The following is a 15,914-nucleotide window of genomic DNA, read 5'->3' on the forward strand; positions in this document are numbered from 1 at the left end:
TACTGATAGGTAAGCCCTTTGATCTCCACCGCTAACATCACCATGCAGTTCGGCTCCAAGCCGCTGTTTGAAAACGTTTCCGTCAAATTCAACAACGGCAACCGCTACGGCCTGATCGGCGCCAACGGTTGCGGCAAGTCGACCTTCATGAAAATCCTCGGCGGCGACCTCGAGCCGTCCGGTGGCCAGGTCATGCTCGAGCCGAACACCCGCCTCGGCAAGCTGCGCCAGGACCAGTTCGCCTACGAGCAATTCACCGTGATCGACACCGTGATCATGGGCCACGGCCAGCTGTGGAAGGTCAAGGCCGAGCGCGATCGCATCTACTCGCTGCCGGAAATGACCGAGGAAGACGGCATGGCCGTCGCCGAGCTGGAAACCGAATTCGCCGAGATGGACGGCTACACCGCCGAATCCCGCGCCGGTGAACTGCTGCTGGGCCTGGGTATTCCACTGGAACAGCACTTCGGCCCGATGAGCGAAGTGGCGCCGGGCTGGAAGCTGCGTGTGCTGCTGGCCCAGGCGCTGTTCTCGGACCCGGACGTGCTGCTGCTCGACGAACCGACCAACCACCTGGACATCAACACCATCCGCTGGCTGGAAACGATCCTCACGGCGCGTAACAGCACCATGATCATCATTTCCCACGACCGGCACTTCCTGAACAGCGTCTGCACCCACATGGCCGACCTGGACTACGGTGAACTGCGCCTGTTCCCAGGCAACTACGACGAGTACATGACCGCAGCGACCCAGTCGCGCGAGCAACTGCTGTCGGACAACGCCAAGAAGAAAGCGCAGATTGCCGAGCTGCAGACCTTCGTCAGCCGCTTCTCGGCCAACGCCTCCAAGGCCAAGCAGGCCACCTCGCGGGCCAAGCAGATCGACAAGATCCAGCTGGCCGAGGTCAAGCCGTCGAGCCGGGTCAGCCCGTTCATTCGCTTCGAGCAGACCAAGAAGCTGCACCGCCAGGCCGTCGTGGTCGAGAAGATGGCCAAGGCCTTCGACGACAAAGTGCTGTTCAAGAACTTCGACATCACCGTCGAAGCTGGCGAACGCGTTGCGATCATCGGCCCCAACGGTATCGGCAAAACCACCCTGCTGCGCACCCTGGTAGGCGAGATGACGCCGGACGCAGGCTCGGTGAAGTGGACCGACAGCGCCGAAGTGGGCTACTACGCCCAAGACCACGCCCACGACTTCGAAGACGACCTGAGCCTGTTCGACTGGATGGGCCAGTGGACCTCCGGTGAGCAGGTGATCCGCGGCACCCTCGGGCGCATGCTGTTCTCCAACGACGAGATCCTCAAGTCGGTGAAGGTGATTTCCGGTGGTGAGCAAGGCCGCATGCTGTTCGGCAAGCTGATCCTGCAAAAGCCCAACGTGCTGGTGATGGACGAACCGACCAACCACCTGGACATGGAGTCGATCGAGGCGCTGAACCTGGCGCTGGAAAACTACCCAGGCACGCTGCTGTTCGTCAGCCACGACCGTGAGTTCGTGTCGTCGCTGGCCACCCGCATCATCGAGCTGTCGCCGGACGGTGTCGTCGACTTCAGCGGCACCTATGACGACTACCTGCGTAGCCAGGGCGTCGTGGTCTGAGGTAGCTGAGATGGCCTGGCCCTTTTGAGCTGGCCAGGCCGGTCTCTTCGCGGGTGAACCCGCTGCCACGATGTGGAAGCGGGTTTCCCAGCGCTCGATACACTCAACGAATAATTCGTTAGCCTGCTTTCATTTCCTTCGCGCAGCGGCCATGATGAAACAACGCCCCACCGCCTGCCCGCGAACGAGCCCATGACCGCGCAACAACCCGCCCCCGCCAGCAACACCTTCAACATCACCCTGCAGATCCTGTCGATCGTCTTCTATACGTTCATTGCCTTTCTCTGCATCGGCCTGCCGATCGCGGTGCTGCCCAGCTATGTGCACGACCAGCTCGGCTTTGGCGCGGTGATCGCGGGGGTGACGATTGGCCTGCAATACCTGGCCACCCTGCTCAGCCGCCCGTTCGCCGGGCGGGTGGCGGATACCCTTGGCGGCAAGCAGGCGATCCGCTTCGGCTTGCTGGGCATCGCCAGTTGCGGGGTGCTGACCCTGCTATCGGCATGGACGCTGACGATGCCGCTGCTGAGCCTGGCGCTGTTGCTGGGCGGTCGCTTGCTGTTGGGCATCGCCCAGGGGCTGATCGGTGTGGCCACCTTGAGCTGGGGCATCAGCCAGGTCGGCCCGGAGCACACTGCCCGGGTGATCTCGTGGAACGGTATCGCATCATATGGCGCCATTGCCATTGGCGCGCCGGTGGGTGTGCTGGCCGTGGATGGCCTGGACTTCAGCGTGCTGGGGCCGACCTTGCTGGTGCTGGCGCTATTTGCCCTGCTGGTGCTGCGCAAACGGCCAGACGTGGTGGTGGTGCGTGGCGAGCGGCTGGCGTTCTGGTCGGCATTCAGCCGGGTTGCGCCCTGCGGCCTGGGCCTCACCCTGGCGTCGATCGGCTACGGCACACTGACCACGTTCGTCACCCTTTATTACCTGGAGCGCGGTTGGGCCGGTGCGGCTTGGTGCCTGAGTGCCTTTGGGGTGTGCTTCATCATTTCGCGGCTGATGTTCGTCAACGCGGTCAACCGGTTTGGCGGCTACAACGTGGCGGTGGTGTGCATGGCCACCGAGGTGGTCGGCTTGGGCCTGCTGTGGCTGGCGCCCTCGCCGCCTTGGGCACTGGCAGGCGCCGGGCTCACGGGCTTCGGCCTGTCGCTGGTGTACCCGGCGCTGGGCGTCGAGGCCATCAAGCAGGTGCCCAGCAGCAGCCGCGGCGCAGGGCTGGGTGCCTATGCGGTGTTTTTCGACATGGCCTTGGCCATCGCTGGCCCGGTGATGGGCGCGGTGGCCGTGCACCTGGGCTATGCCTCGATCTTCTGCGTCGCAGCCCTGCTCGCCCTGCTGGGCGTTGGCTTAACGCTGCTGTTGGCGCGGCGCAGCCGACGCGGCTGAGCGCTGGTCCAGCGCTGGCGCGCCCAAGGTCTGGCTGAAGAAGGCTGCGGTGTCGCGTTGCAGCGAGTGGTGAATATGCCGGCGGTCGACGCCGTCCGCGTCCTTGCACAGTGCCGGCATGCGCGCGCGCTGTTCATCGTCACAGCGCGCCATGAACACAAAATGCCCGGCGCCGGCCAGCAGGCGGTAATCCGGTGTGATGGGCAGCTTGCGGGCCAAGGCTTCGGCGTTGCGGTCCACAGCCACCAACTGGTCACTGTCACCGCTGTAGATCAATGCCGGAATATGCACCCCGGCCAGCGCATGACGGCCGAACAGCAGGCTCAGAGGCGCCATCAGCATCACCGCCCCCACCCGTGAGTCGGCCTCGGGCGCCAGCTCGCTGCGGTCGGCAATCAGCACGCCATGGGTCTTGCAGGCGTCGGCATCGCCGGGGCGCTCCAGGCAGTACTGGCGCAAACGGTCCAGGTCGGGTTGCGCCCCCGACACGATCAGCGCCGTTTCGCCCCCCGCCGAATAACCGATCACACCGACCTTGCCATCGTTCAGGTAGGGCCCCAGCAGCGCATCGTCACGGGCCGCCGTGATCGCGGCGCTGACCTGCAGCGGCCGGCCATACAGGTTGCTGAGGGTACCCAGCCGGCTGTGATCGCGCGCGTTGTCACCCGGGTGCACGACCGCCACCACCACGAACCCCTGGCGCGCCAGAGCGGTGGCCAGGTAATGCAAGGCCAGCGGGCTGCCGGTATTGCCGTGGGAGAGCACCAGCAAAGGGAACTGCCCCAGCGCTACCGGGGCTTCTTCGGCGACATCGACCGGGTAGCCGTCGATACGGCTGCTGCGGGTGGCGCCAATGGCAGGGTAAAACGCCAGCGCCTGCATGGGCTGGTCATCGACGGGGTCGGTCAGGGTCATGTGGTGCAGGCCGGCGACCCACGGCGCGGCTTCGGCCTGGGCCAACAGGCCGCCGAGCAGGACCAGCGCCAGCAAGCAGCGAGGGATGTTCATCGGCCGGCTGTTCCGTGCAGGGCGAAGGGATAGCGCCAGCATAAGGCTGCTGCCGGCAATGACAGATGAAAACTGGATGAAAAACGCGCCATGCAGCCAGCGCCAGCGCCCTATGCAATTGCGCTTTTCCACGAACCCGTGGCATAGATGCAGGTCAACGTCTTTAGCTGACCCTTTCGCGGCATTCAAGGAGCACCCCATGAGCAAGCCCCCTTACGCCCCACCCAAGGTCTGGCGCAATGACGCGGCCTCCGGTGGCCAATTCGCCAGCATCAACCGCCCGGTTGCAGGGCCAACCCACGACAAGGCGCTGCCAGTGGGCAAGCACCCTTTGCAGCTGTACTCCCTGGCCACGCCCAATGGCGTGAAGGTCAACATAGCCCTTGAAGAGCTGCTCGCCCTGGGCCACAGCGGCGCCGAATATGACGCTTGGCTGATCCGCATCGGCGAGGGCGACCAGTTCTCCAGCGGCTTCGTCGAGGTAAACCCCAACTCGAAGATCCCCGCCCTGCTCGACCGCAGCGTCGAGCCACCGGTGCGGGTGTTCGAGTCGGGGGCGATCCTGCTGTACCTCGCAGAAAAGTTCGGAGAACTGTTGCCCAAGACCCCAGCTGCACGTACCGAAAGCCTGAACTGGCTGTTCTGGCAGATGGGCGCTGCGCCGTACCTGGGTGGCGGCTTTGGCCACTTCTATGTCTACGCACCGGAAAAGTTCGAGTACGCCATCAACCGCTTCACCATGGAAGCGAAGCGCCAACTGGACGTACTCGACCGCCGCCTGGCCGAAAGCCGCTACCTGGGCGGTGATGAGTACAGCATCGCCGATATCGCCGTGTGGCCGTGGTACGGCGAACTGGTGCGCGGCAATCTTTACGGCGCGGCGGAGTTTCTAGCGGTGCACGAGTACACCCATGTGCAACGCTGGGCCGAAGCGATCGCCCAACGCCCCGCAGTGCAACGCGGGACACGGGTCAATCGCACCTGGGGTGACGAGGCCAGCCAGGTGCCTGAGCGGCACTCGGCGGCAGACCTGGATTGACTGCCCGGGGCCGCCGTGCGGCCCCGACAATGCCTGCCTGCATAAAACCATTTGCCCCTGCGCAAACCTGCGTACACCAATGCCTTCTTGTACACTCCTCGCACTAGCCCCCACCTGCAAAAATTTTTGGTGAAAGCATGATCGAGGTAACCGAGGTTTCCATTGCCGAGCTGCGCGACGCGCTCGAGTCGGGCCGCACCACAGCGGTCGAGCTGGTCAAGGCCTACCAGGCGCGTATCGACGCCTACGATGGCGCCAATACGCCGACCGCGCTCAACGCTGTGGTGGTACGCAACCCAGACGCACTCAAGGAGGCCGAAGCCTCCGATGCCCGCCGCGCCAAAGGCCAGCCGCTGAGCCCGCTGGACGGCATCCCCTACACCGCCAAGGACAGCTACCTGGTCAAAGGCCTCACCGCCGCCTCCGGCAGCCCCGCCTTCAAGGACCTGGTAGCCCAGCGCGACGCCTTCACCATCGAGCGCCTGCGGGCCGCCGGTGCCGTGTGCCTGGGCAAGACCAACATGCCGCCCATGGCCAACGGGGGCATGCAGCGGGGTGTGTATGGTCGGGCCGAGAGCCCCTACAACTCCAACTACCTGACCGCCCCCTTCGCCTCGGGCTCGTCCAACGGTGCCGGTACTGCCACCGCCGCCAGCTTCAGCGCCTTCGGCCTGGCCGAAGAAACCTGGTCGAGCGGCCGCGGCCCTGCGTCCAACAACGGCCTGTGCGCCTATACCCCTTCGCGCGGGGTGATTTCGGTACGTGGCAACTGGCCGCTGACGCCGACCATGGACGTGGTGGTGCCGTATGCCCGTACCATGGCCGACCTGCTGGAAATCCTCGAGGTCGTGGTGGCCGATGACGCCGACAAGCGCGGCGACCTGTGGCGCCTGCAGCCGTGGGTTGCGATCCCGGCCGCCTCCTCCGTGCGCCCGGCCTCGTACCTGGACCTGGCAGTGGATGCCAGCGCACTCAAGGGCAAGCGCTTCGGCGTGCCGCGCATGTACATCAATGCCGACCCCGAGGCCGGCACCTCCGAGAAGCCAGGTATCGGCGGCCCGACCGGCCAGCGCATCAACACCCGCGACAGCGTCATCGAGCTGTGGCAACAGGCCCGCCAATCCTTGGAAGCGGCAGGCGCCGAAGTGCTCGAAGTGGACTTCCCGCTGGTCTCCAACTGCGAAGGCGATCGCCCTGGCGCCCCAACCGTGTACAACCGCGGCATCGTCAGCAAAGCGTTCCTGCATGACGAATTATGGGAACTGTCGGGCTGGGCCTTCGATGACTTCCTGCGCGCCAACGACGACCCCAAGCTCAACCGCCTGGCCGATGTCGAAGGGCTGAAGATCTTCCCCCACGACCCAGGCACCCTGCCCAACCGTGAGGACGACCTGGCCGCCGGCATGGACGAATACGTCAACATGGCCAAGCGCGGCCTGAAGACCTGGGACCAGATCGAGACCTTGCCCGATGGCCTGCGCGGGCTGGAAAAAACCCGCAAGCTGGACCTGGAAGACTGGATGGACGAGCTGGGCCTGGACGCGGTGCTGTTCCCGACCGTGGCCGACGTGGGGCCGGCAGATGCCGACGTCAACCCGGCTTCGGCGGACATTGCCTGGAGCAACGGCATCTGGGTGGCCAACGGCAACCTTGCTATCCGCCATCTGGGTGTACCGACAGTGACCGTGCCGATGGGCGTGATGGCCGATATCGGCATGCCAGTGGGGCTGACCTTCGCTGGCCGTGCCTATAGCGACAACAACCTGCTGAGCTTTGGCGCGGCGTTCGAGGCAACCGGCTCGCGCCGTATGATCCCGCCGCGTACGCCAGCACTGGGCGCGTAAATTCGCACCTGCATCGCCAATTTCAACTTTGTGTGTAAAAATGCACAAACCGTTGAAATTGGTGATGCTTTCATGCCGCTTTCCCCGCCCGAAGAACGCCAGCTAACCCTCACCATCCTCAAGGCTGCCATCCAGGCCCTGGGCAGTGTTGCCGCCCGCAACATGGAAATCCTCCTGCACGACCTCGACCACCCGGAGCGCTCCGTCGTGGCGATCGTCAACGGCCACCTTTCCGGCCGCGTCGTCGGCAGCCCGATTCTCGCCGCCCCCGAACAGGATCAAGGCTTCAAGGCACTGATGCAAGCCAGCGCCGAACGGCACGGCTGCGACCCTGTGGTGCTGCCCGACTACCCCACCACGCTCAAGGGCCGCACCCTGCGCAGCGCCACGGCCATCTTCCGCGACAGCAGCGGCCACCCCTTTGCCAGCCTGTGCATCAACACCGATGTCACTGGCCTCGACACCGCCTTGAGCTTCTTGCAGCAGTTGCAGCCAGTGGGCGCTTCGCCTGCATCGACCACCCCCCAGGAACCTGCAGACATGGAATTGTTGATGAGCGAGATCATCCAGAACTCACTGTTGCGCAGTGGCCAGGGCCGGATGAACAAGCAAGCCAAGGTCGAGGCCGTGCGGGTGATGCAGGAGCGCGGCCTGTTCATCGTCAAGGGCGGCGTGGAAAAGGCCGCCAACGCCCTCGGCGTGACCCGTTACACCGTTTACAACTACCTGGAGCAACTGCGCGGCGAGAGCCCTTCGGTTGCCCGTGAAGACTGACCTGTGGAGCACGCCATGACCTTGCATATCCAGACCCCCCTGATCGAATCCCGCCCCCTGTCGCTGGCCGCTGGCCGTACGGTCTGGCTCAAGCTGGACGCCCTGCAGCCTTGCGGCTCGTTCAAGCTGCGCGGCGTGGGCCATGCCTGCGAAGTTCACCATGCCCGGGGCGCACGCCATTTCGTCTCGTCGTCCGGCGGTAACGCCGGGCTGGCGGTGGCCTATGCCGGCCGCAAACTGGGGGTGCCGGTGACGGTGGTGGTGCCCGAGACCACCACCGAGCGCGCCAAGGAACTGCTGCGCCTGGAAGACGCCAATGTGGTGGTGAACGGCAGCTCCTGGCAGGAGGCCAACGAGCTGGCGCAGACCTTGCTCGGCACCGGCGATGCCTTTATTCACCCCTTCGACGACCCCCTGCTGTGGGCCGGGCATGCCAGCCTGATCGACGAAGTGGCCGCCAGCAGGGTCAAGCCCGATGCGGTGGTGTTATCGGTCGGTGGCGGCGGCTTGCTCAGTGGTGTGGTCGAAGGCCTCAAGCGCAATGGCTGGGATGATGTGCCGGTGCTGGCGGTAGAAACCACGGGCGCTGCCTCGCTGCATGCAGCCGTGCAGGCAGGCCACCCGGTTGAACTCGAGCGCCTCGCATCGGTGGCAACGTCCCTGGGCGCCAAGCGCGTAGCCGACCAAGCGTTGGAGTGCGTGCGCAGCCACCCGGTGCACAGCCACCTGGTCAGCGACCGTGCGGCACTTGAAGCCTGTGAACGCTTCTTGCTCGACCACCGGGTACTGGTAGAGCCCGCTTGTGGCGCTGCGCTGGCACTGGCTTATGAGGCCGATACCCTGGCCCGCTACAGCAACGTACTGGTGGTGGTCTGTGGCGGTGCGACCGCAACGCTGGAGCAGATCCACACCTGGTTGCAACAGGCCGATTAAGGCCTGCCTCTCCCCCCTGGCGGTGACCGTTTTGTACCGGCAATGATTACGACGGTCACATGAGCCTGATCTACTGAGCCTGCCGCAACCGGAAAAAACCCTGCGCAACGTCTGCAACAGTGACGAAATGCATGCCTTACCCTTTCGGTCTGCGGCAAGTGAAGGCACAATGCGTGTCCTTTTTTTGGCCGGCCTTGCCGGGGGCCTTTAAATGATCAAGACGCCGTACTACCTCATCGATAAAACCAAGCTGCTGAGCAACATGGAGAAGATCGCCTACGTGCGTGAACACTCCGGTGCCAAGGCGCTGCTCGCCCTCAAATGTTTTGCCACCTGGTCGGTGTTCGACCTGATGCAGCAATACATGGACGGCACCACCTCTTCGTCGCTTTTCGAACTCAAGCTCGGCCGCCAGAAGTTTGCCGGCGAGACCCACGCCTACAGCGTGGCCTGGGCCGACGACGAGGTCGAGGAAATGCTCGAAAACTGCGACAAGATCATCTTCAACTCGATCGGCCAGCTGCAGCGCTTTGCCGAACAGTCCGAAGGCAAGGTCCGTGGCCTGCGCGTCAACCCGCAAGTCAGCAGCTCCGACTACCTGCTGGCCGACCCGGCCCGCCCGTTCAGCCGCCTCGGTGAGTGGGACCCGGAGAAGATCGAGAAGGTCATCGAGCAAATCTCCGGCTTCATGTTCCACAACAACTGTGAGAACGGTGACTTCGGCCTGTTCGACAAGATGCTCAGCCACATCGAAGAGCGCTTCGGCCACCTGTTGCACAAGGTGCAGTGGGTCAGCCTCGGTGGCGGCATCCACTTCACCGGTGAAGACTATGCGGTCGATGCGTTCTGCGCGCGTCTCAAGGCCTTCTCGGAAAAATACGGCGTGCAGGTTTACCTGGAGCCGGGCGAAGCCGCCATCACCAACAGCGCCTCGCTGGAAGTGACCGTGCTCGACACCCTGTACAACGGCAAGCACCTGGCCGTGGTCGACAGCTCGATCGAAGCGCACCTGCTCGACCTGCTGATCTACCGCCTCAACGCCAAGATGGCCCCCAACGATGGCGGGCACACCTACATGGTCTGCGGTAAATCGTGCCTGGCCGGTGACATCTTCGGCGAGTACCAATTCGATCGTCCATTGGCCATCGGCGATCGCCTGTCGTTCATCGACACGGCGGGTTACACCATGGTCAAGAAAAACTGGTTCAACGGTCTGAAAATGCCCTCCATCGCGGTCAAGCAGCTCGACGGCAGCGTCGAAGTGGTGCGCGAGTTCGGTTTTGAAGACTACGTTTCCAGCCTGTCGTAAGACCGGCATTCAGTAAGGAGCAAGGGATAAATTGAAGAAGAACGTTCTTATCATTGGTGCAGGAGGTGTCGCCAAGGTGGTGGCCCACAAGTGCGCGCAGCATAACGACGAACTCGGTCGTATTGCTATTGCGTCACGGAACATCTCCAAATGCCAGGCCATCATCGACAGCGTCAAGGCCAAGGGTAGCCTCAAGGTACCCGCCGACATCCAGGCCTTCTCGCTCAACGCCCTCGATGTCGAGGCGACCAAGGCACTGATCCGCGAGACCGAATCGCAGATCGTGATCAACGTGGGCTCTGCCTTCCTCAACATGTCGGTGCTGCGTGCCTGCATCGATACCGGTGTCGCCTACCTGGACACCGCGATTCACGAAGAACCAGGCAAGATCTGCGAAACACCGCCCTGGTACGGCAACTACGAGTGGAAACACCTCGAAGAGTGCCAAGAAAAGAACATTACCGCCATTCTCGGCGTCGGTTTCGACCCGGGTGTGGTGAACAGTTACGCAAAACTTGCGCAGCAGCAATACTTCGACCGCATTGATTCGATCGACATCCTCGACGTCAATGCTGGTTCGCATGGCAAATACTTCGCCACCAACTTCGACCCGGAAATCAACTTCCGCGAGTTCACCGGGCAAGTGTGGAGCTGGCAGAACAGCCAGTGGACCAGCAACACCATGTTCGAGGTCAAGCGTACCGACGACCTGCCGGTCGTAGGTTCGCAAAACCTGTACCTGACCGGCCACGATGAAGTGCATTCGATTTCGAAGAACCTCAACGTGCCGAACGTGCGCTTCTGGATGAGCTTCGGCGAGCACTACATCAATGTGTTCACCGTGCTGAAAAACCTTGGCCTGCTCTCCGAGCAACCGGTCAAGACTGCCGAAGGCCTGGAAGTGGTCCCGCTGAAAGTGGTCAAGGCCGTGCTGCCTGACCCGGCCTCCCTGGCCCCGGGCTACACCGGCAAGACCTGCATCGGTGACCTGGTCAAGGGCACCAAGGACGGCCAGCCACGCGAAGTGTTCATCTACAACGTGGCGGATCACGAAGAAGCCTACGCCGAGACCGACAGCCAGGGTATTTCCTACACCGCCGGTGTACCGCCAGTGGCTGCCGCCCTGCTGGTCGCCCGTGGCGAATGGGATGCCAAGCGCATGGTCAACGTCGAAGAACTGCCAGCCGAGCCGTTCCTCAAGGCGCTGGACGTGATGGGCCTGCCGACCCGCGTCAAAGATGAGAAAGGCGATCGTCCGTGGGACGCTGAAGCCTAAGCAACACCAGGAAGGGCGCCAACAGGCGCCCTTCTTTTTATCCTGCATTCGCCACTGCCCATGGCTCGACCCCTGCCGTTTGCTCGCGTAGGCTTGCCGTTTTCCTTCCGTCGCAAGGCAAACGTTCCCATGGCAAATACAGACATCACCTACACCCCCGACCCGGATGCCGATTCCATTTCGTCCGACGTCGCCGAGTACAACGGCGTATTGATCACCACCCAGATCCCAACCCACGCCGATGGCAGCCTTGAGCTGGGCGATATCGTTGCGCAAAGCGAATGTACCCTGCAGGCGCTGAAAGTGGCCCTGGAGAAAGCCGGCAGCGGCATGGACCGCGTGCTGCACCTGACCATCTACCTCACCGACATGGCCGACCGCGCTGCGTTCAACGAGGTGTACCAGCGCTTCTTCAGCAACCCGTGGCCGGTACGCGCTGCCGTTGGCGTGGCATCGCTGGCGTTCGACGGCATGCGCGTGGAAGTGACCGCGATGGCGGCCAAGCGCTGATCCCTTTGTGAACGGCCTAGCCGGGGCGCCGGCCAGGCCGCTCACACACAGGTTGCGCAAGCAGGGTATGCAGCGCAGGGATGCCACCAACCCGTTTCACCGCTACAATGCCCGCCTAAACCGTGACCGCCCGAAAATATAACGACATGTCCCTTCCAAAGAATCACCTGGAACTGCTCAGCCCTGCCCGTGACGTGGCCATCGCTCGCGAAGCGATCCTGCACGGCGCTGACGCCATCTATATCGGCGGCCCGAGCTTCGGCGCGCGCCATAACGCCTGCAACGAAGTCAGCGAAATTGCCGAACTCGTCGAGTTTGCCCGTCGCTACCATGCACGCGTGTTCACCACCATCAACACCATCCTCCACGACAACGAGCTGGAGCCCGCGCGCAAGCTGATCCATCAGCTTTACGACGCCGGCGTCGATGCCCTGATCGTGCAGGACCTGGGGGTGATGGAGCTGGATATCCCGCCGATCGAGCTGCACGCCAGCACCCAGACCGACATCCGCACCCTGGAACGGGCCAAGTTCCTCGACCAGGCGGGTTTCTCGCAGCTGGTACTGGCCCGCGAGCTGAACCTGCAGCAGATTCGCGCCATTGCCGCCGAAACCGATGCAGCCATCGAATTCTTCATCCATGGCGCGCTGTGCGTGGCCTTCTCCGGCCAGTGCAACATCTCCCACGCCCAGACAGGCCGCAGCGCCAACCGTGGCGACTGTTCGCAAGCCTGCCGCCTGCCCTACACCCTCAAGGATGACCAGGGCCGCGTGGTTGCCTTCGAAAAACACCTGCTATCGATGAAGGACAACAACCAGACCGCCAACCTGCGCGACCTGGTCGACGCCGGCGTGCGCTCGTTCAAGATCGAAGGCCGCTACAAGGACATGGGCTATGTGAAGAACATCACTGCCCACTACCGCAAAGAGCTGGACGCCATCCTCGAAGACCGCCCGGCCCTGGCCCGTGCCTCGAGCGGCCGCACCGAACACTTCTTCGTCCCAGACCCGGACAAGACCTTCCACCGCGGCAGCACCGACTACTTCGTCAGCGACCGCAAGATCGACATCGGCGCCTTCGACTCGCCGACCTTCACCGGCTTGCCGGTGGGTGTGGTGGAAAAGGTCAACAAGCGCGACATGCTGGTCATCACCGATGTGCCGCTGACCAACGGCGACGGCCTCAACGTGCTGGTCAAGCGTGAGGTGGTGGGTTTTCGCGCCAACATCGCCGAACCCCGCGGCGAATTCGAGGAAGACGGCCAGAAGCGCTACCGCTACCGCGTCGAACCCAACGAGATGCCCGACGGCCTGTACAAGCTGCGGCCGAACCACCCGCTGTCGCGCAACCTCGACCACAACTGGCAGCAAGCCTTGCAGCGCACCTCGGCCGAGCGCCGGGTGGGCGTCGAGTGGCACGCAGTACTGCGTGAGCAGCGCCTGATGCTGACCGTCAGCAGTGAAGAAGGCGTCAGCGTGCAAGTCGCCCTGGACGGCCCGTTCGGCGCGGCCAACAAGCCGCAACAGGCACTGGAGCAGTTGCACGACCTGCTGGGCCAATTGGGCACAACCCAGTACCACGCCAACGCCATCGAGCTGGATGCACCGCAGGCGTACTTCATCCCCAACTCGCAGCTCAAGGCCCTGCGCCGTGAGGCCATCGAGGCGCTGACCGCTGCCCGGGTCAAGGCGCACCCGCGTGGCGGGCGCAAGGCCGAGACCACACCACCACCGGTGTACCCGGAGTCGCACCTGTCGTTCCTGGCCAACGTGTACAACCAGAAGGCCCGCGACTTCTACCACCGTCACGGCGTGCAATTGATCGACGCGGCCTACGAGGCCCATGAAGAGCACGGCGAAGTGCCGGTGATGATCACCAAGCACTGCCTGCGCTTCTCGTTCAACCTGTGCCCCAAGCAGGCCAAGGGCGTGACCGGCGTGCGCACCAAGGTCGCGCCGATGCAGCTGATTCAGGGTGACGAAGTACTGACCCTGAAGTTCGACTGCAAGCCGTGCGAGATGCACGTGGTCGGCAAGATGAAGAGCCACATCATCGACCTGCCGACCCCCGGCAGCGCGGTGGCCCAGGTAGTGGGGCATATCAGCCCGGAAGACCTGCTCAAGACCATCCACCGCGCCCCGCACTGATCGATCGGGGTATCAGGAAACTGTGGGGGCGGGTTTACCCCCCCCACAAGGTCGCAGCTATGCACAGCCTAAGGCCTGTTGTCAGCGGATCTGGTGCTTGTGCAACAGCCGATAGAACGTCGGGCGTGAGACCCCCAGCACCTTCGCCGCGATGCTCAAATTGTCGCTGTGCCGGTTAAGCACATCACACAAAGCCTGGCGCTCCGCCCGGTGCTTGTACTCCTCCAGCGTCCCCAGCGGCTGCTGTTCCTGCTCGATCTGCAAGCCCAGGTCCGGCGCTTCAATCTGCCGCCCTTCAGCCAACACCAACCCGCGTCGCACCCGGTTGGCCAGTTCGCGCACGTTGCCGGGCCAATCATGCCGCCCCATGGCTGCCAAGGCATGGTCACTGAACGAGCGCGGCCTGCGCCCAGTTTCAAGGCTGTAGAAATGCGCAAAATGGCTGGCCAGCATCGACAGGTCGCCATGCCTGTCACGTAGCGGCGCGGTCACCACCTGCAACACATTGAGCCGGTAATACAGGTCCTCGCGAAAGCGCCCCTGTTCGATGGCCTTTTCCAGGTCCACGTGAGTGGCCGCAAGCACCCGCACATCCACCGGGATCGGCTGGCTGCCTCCGACCCGTTCGATGTGCTTCTCCTGCAGAAACCGCAGCAGGTTGGCCTGCAGCTCCAAGGGCAAGTCACCGACCTCGTCCAGAAACAGGGTGCCGCCATGGGCCGCTTCGATTCGCCCGGCCTTGCGCTGATGGGCGCCGGTAAACGCGCCCTTTTCGTGCCCGAACAACTCGGACTGAATCAGGTGTTCGGGTATCGCCCCGCAGTTGATGGCAATAAACGGCTGATCGCGCCGCTGTGACTGGCGATGCAGGGTACGCGCCACCAGTTCCTTGCCTGTGCCGCTCTCACCGCGGATCAGCACCGGCGATTCGGTGGGCGCCAGCTTGCCCAGCAATTTGCGCAGTTCGCGAATAGGGCGGCTTTCACCCAACAGCTCATGCGTCGCCTCGTCCACCCGCGCCGTGCCCTTGCCGCGCAGGCGTGCCATGCCAAAGGCACGCCCGAGGGTGACCTGCACACGGGAAACATCGAACGGCAAGGTATGGAAGTCGAAAAACCATTCGCAGACAAAATCACCCACGTTCTGCATGCGCAACTGCTCGGCGCTGAGCACGGCAATCCACTCGGTATTGCTGCGCTTGATCATGTCCTTCACGGCGTCGGGATGGCGCAGGTGCGATGCCTGCAGGCGCAGCAGGCCAACATCGCAGGTGTGCTCCAGCGCGGCGCCGAGGATACAACTGTCCACGTCCCAGCCGGCACTGCGCAGGCCCGGCAGCAATTGGTGGCAGTCGTCGCAGGGGTCGACGATGAGCAAACGGCGTTGGGAAGCGGGTTGCTGCATGACCGTTCCTTGGCGCCAGAGTTTGGTTTTGTGAAGTAAAACAGCAAGTTGTGGCGCCCAATTAACAGTAGCAACGAACTTGACGGTGCCCAGTACCGTCTGTCTGCCGAATCATTTTTTTACAATCCATGACGGGAATTTTCGCACTTTATCGACATCACATGGCGGCGTAAGCGTGAACAGATTCGCCCCTGACAAAAATTTTTACACCCAATGTGTGACTTACCCCCGGACAACGAGCATCAGTACACATAACCCCGCGCTGCACTTCGCGATTATTGAGGCGACTTTGAAGCAACGCGGACTTTACTTCGATGTTTGGGACCATAGAGAGACCGAACCATGAATGCCCCGCTCCGTGTCAACGAAGCACTGCTGATTGCCGACCACGCCTTCGAACCTTTCCAGTGCGTAGCCTGGGATGCACCCAACGGTACTGGTGAGCTGAGCCTGGCAGTGATCGACCGGACCAGCACCCGCATCGGCAGCAAGCAAGTGTCCTCGCGCATTTATTCCGACCCTGCGCAATGGGCCAGCCTGATCGAGGAAGTGCGCGCCGAACTGTGCGAAAAAGGTTACGACCTGCAACCGTGGTCGATGCCGAAGTAATACCGATTACCCCGCCAAGTGCGTGCCCTGTCACGCACTTGCGCAACTTTCAAGTTGCGGCTCTCGCAAC

Annotated in this window: 13 protein-coding genes; 11 read left to right on the plus strand and 2 right to left on the minus strand. The window is 63.1% G+C overall.

Annotated features, from left to right (window positions below):
• The first annotated feature begins 18 nt into the window (after window positions 1-18).
• The gene (locus LJX93_RS14455; RefSeq protein ID WP_047583047.1) at window positions 19-1,605 is read left to right on the plus strand and encodes an ABC-F family ATPase; all 1,587 of its coding nucleotides are present in this window, start codon (window positions 19-21) and stop codon (window positions 1,603-1,605) included.
• Between the two features lie 192 nt (window positions 1,606-1,797).
• Complete coding sequence (locus tag LJX93_RS14460; protein WP_033698237.1) at window positions 1,798-2,991, plus strand: MFS transporter; 1,194 nt, start codon at window positions 1,798-1,800, stop codon at window positions 2,989-2,991.
• Here LJX93_RS14460 and LJX93_RS14465 read toward each other — a convergent pair.
• Window positions 2,953-3,999, minus strand: coding sequence for an alpha/beta hydrolase family protein (locus LJX93_RS14465; protein WP_095064415.1), 1,047 nt, complete (start codon window positions 3,997-3,999; stop codon window positions 2,953-2,955). The two genes, LJX93_RS14460 and LJX93_RS14465, sit on opposite strands and share 39 nt — an antisense overlap.
• A 199-nt stretch (window positions 4,000-4,198) precedes the next feature.
• Here LJX93_RS14465 and yghU point away from each other — a divergent pair, with 199 nt between their 5' ends.
• The 8 genes from yghU to LJX93_RS14505 all read left to right on the plus strand — a co-directional run bounded on the left by yghU (window position 4,199) and on the right by LJX93_RS14505 (window position 13,831).
• Window positions 4,199-5,038, plus strand: coding sequence for a glutathione-dependent disulfide-bond oxidoreductase (gene yghU, locus LJX93_RS14470; protein WP_033698240.1), 840 nt, complete (start codon window positions 4,199-4,201; stop codon window positions 5,036-5,038).
• A gap of 137 nt (window positions 5,039-5,175) precedes the next feature.
• The gene (locus LJX93_RS14475) at window positions 5,176-6,882 is read left to right on the plus strand and encodes an amidase (RefSeq protein WP_095064413.1); all 1,707 of its coding nucleotides are present in this window, start codon (window positions 5,176-5,178) and stop codon (window positions 6,880-6,882) included.
• Between the two features lie 72 nt (window positions 6,883-6,954).
• On the plus strand, window positions 6,955-7,656 hold the full coding sequence (locus LJX93_RS14480; protein WP_033698244.1) for a transcriptional regulator: 702 nt from the start codon (window positions 6,955-6,957) through the stop codon (window positions 7,654-7,656).
• A 15-nt stretch (window positions 7,657-7,671) separates the two neighbouring features.
• Window positions 7,672-8,589, plus strand: coding sequence for a pyridoxal-phosphate dependent enzyme (locus tag LJX93_RS14485; RefSeq protein ID WP_227696088.1), 918 nt, complete (start codon window positions 7,672-7,674; stop codon window positions 8,587-8,589).
• Between the two features lie 211 nt (window positions 8,590-8,800).
• Window positions 8,801-9,898: a carboxynorspermidine decarboxylase gene (locus tag LJX93_RS14490; RefSeq protein ID WP_227696089.1), complete on the plus strand. Its 1,098-nt coding sequence runs from the start codon at window positions 8,801-8,803 to the stop codon at window positions 9,896-9,898.
• Between the two features lie 31 nt (window positions 9,899-9,929).
• Window positions 9,930-11,174 (plus strand): saccharopine dehydrogenase family protein, encoded by a 1,245-nt coding sequence (locus tag LJX93_RS14495; protein ID WP_033698250.1) that lies wholly within the window; start codon window positions 9,930-9,932, stop codon window positions 11,172-11,174.
• A gap of 129 nt (window positions 11,175-11,303) precedes the next feature.
• Entirely contained in the window at window positions 11,304-11,684 is a 381-nt protein-coding gene (locus tag LJX93_RS14500) for a RidA family protein (protein ID WP_227696090.1), read from the plus strand.
• Window positions 11,685-11,830: 146 nt separating this feature from the next.
• The gene (locus LJX93_RS14505; protein WP_156310045.1) at window positions 11,831-13,831 is read left to right on the plus strand and encodes a peptidase U32 family protein; all 2,001 of its coding nucleotides are present in this window, start codon (window positions 11,831-11,833) and stop codon (window positions 13,829-13,831) included.
• 81 nt (window positions 13,832-13,912) lie between these two features.
• Here LJX93_RS14505 and LJX93_RS14510 read toward each other — a convergent pair whose 3' ends face one another.
• The gene (locus LJX93_RS14510; protein ID WP_033698255.1) at window positions 13,913-15,235 is read right to left on the minus strand and encodes a sigma-54 dependent transcriptional regulator; all 1,323 of its coding nucleotides are present in this window, start codon (window positions 15,233-15,235) and stop codon (window positions 13,913-13,915) included.
• A gap of 342 nt (window positions 15,236-15,577) precedes the next feature.
• Here LJX93_RS14510 and LJX93_RS14515 point away from each other — a divergent pair, with 342 nt between their 5' ends.
• Window positions 15,578-15,844, plus strand: a complete 267-nt coding sequence (locus tag LJX93_RS14515; RefSeq protein ID WP_013972506.1) for a hypothetical protein — start codon at window positions 15,578-15,580, stop codon at window positions 15,842-15,844.
• The last annotated feature ends 70 nt before the right edge of the window (window positions 15,845-15,914 follow it).

The organism is Pseudomonas sp. HN2-3 (genome assembly GCF_020691745.1).
Classification (GTDB): Bacteria; Pseudomonadota; Gammaproteobacteria; order Pseudomonadales; family Pseudomonadaceae; genus Aquipseudomonas; species Aquipseudomonas capeferrum.

What these genes read in the sequence shown, in the direction of transcription:
- LJX93_RS14460 (WP_033698237.1), top strand. Translation starts at nt 1,798, where the DNA reads ATGACCGCGCAACAACCCGCCCCCGCCAGCAACACCTTCAACATCACC.
- LJX93_RS14465 (WP_095064415.1), bottom strand. Translation starts at nt 3,999, where the DNA reads ATGAACATCCCTCGCTGCTTGCTGGCGCTGGTCCTGCTCGGCGGCCTG.
- yghU (WP_033698240.1), top strand. Translation starts at nt 4,199, where the DNA reads ATGAGCAAGCCCCCTTACGCCCCACCCAAGGTCTGGCGCAATGACGCG.
- LJX93_RS14475 (WP_095064413.1), top strand. Translation starts at nt 5,176, where the DNA reads ATGATCGAGGTAACCGAGGTTTCCATTGCCGAGCTGCGCGACGCGCTC.
- LJX93_RS14480 (WP_033698244.1), top strand. Translation starts at nt 6,955, where the DNA reads ATGCCGCTTTCCCCGCCCGAAGAACGCCAGCTAACCCTCACCATCCTC.
- LJX93_RS14485 (WP_227696088.1), top strand. Translation starts at nt 7,672, where the DNA reads ATGACCTTGCATATCCAGACCCCCCTGATCGAATCCCGCCCCCTGTCG.
- LJX93_RS14490 (WP_227696089.1), top strand. Translation starts at nt 8,801, where the DNA reads ATGATCAAGACGCCGTACTACCTCATCGATAAAACCAAGCTGCTGAGC.
- LJX93_RS14500 (WP_227696090.1), top strand. Translation starts at nt 11,304, where the DNA reads ATGGCAAATACAGACATCACCTACACCCCCGACCCGGATGCCGATTCC.
- LJX93_RS14505 (WP_156310045.1), top strand. Translation starts at nt 11,831, where the DNA reads ATGTCCCTTCCAAAGAATCACCTGGAACTGCTCAGCCCTGCCCGTGAC.
- LJX93_RS14510 (WP_033698255.1), bottom strand. Translation starts at nt 15,235, where the DNA reads ATGCAGCAACCCGCTTCCCAACGCCGTTTGCTCATCGTCGACCCCTGC.
- LJX93_RS14515 (WP_013972506.1), top strand. Translation starts at nt 15,578, where the DNA reads ATGAATGCCCCGCTCCGTGTCAACGAAGCACTGCTGATTGCCGACCAC.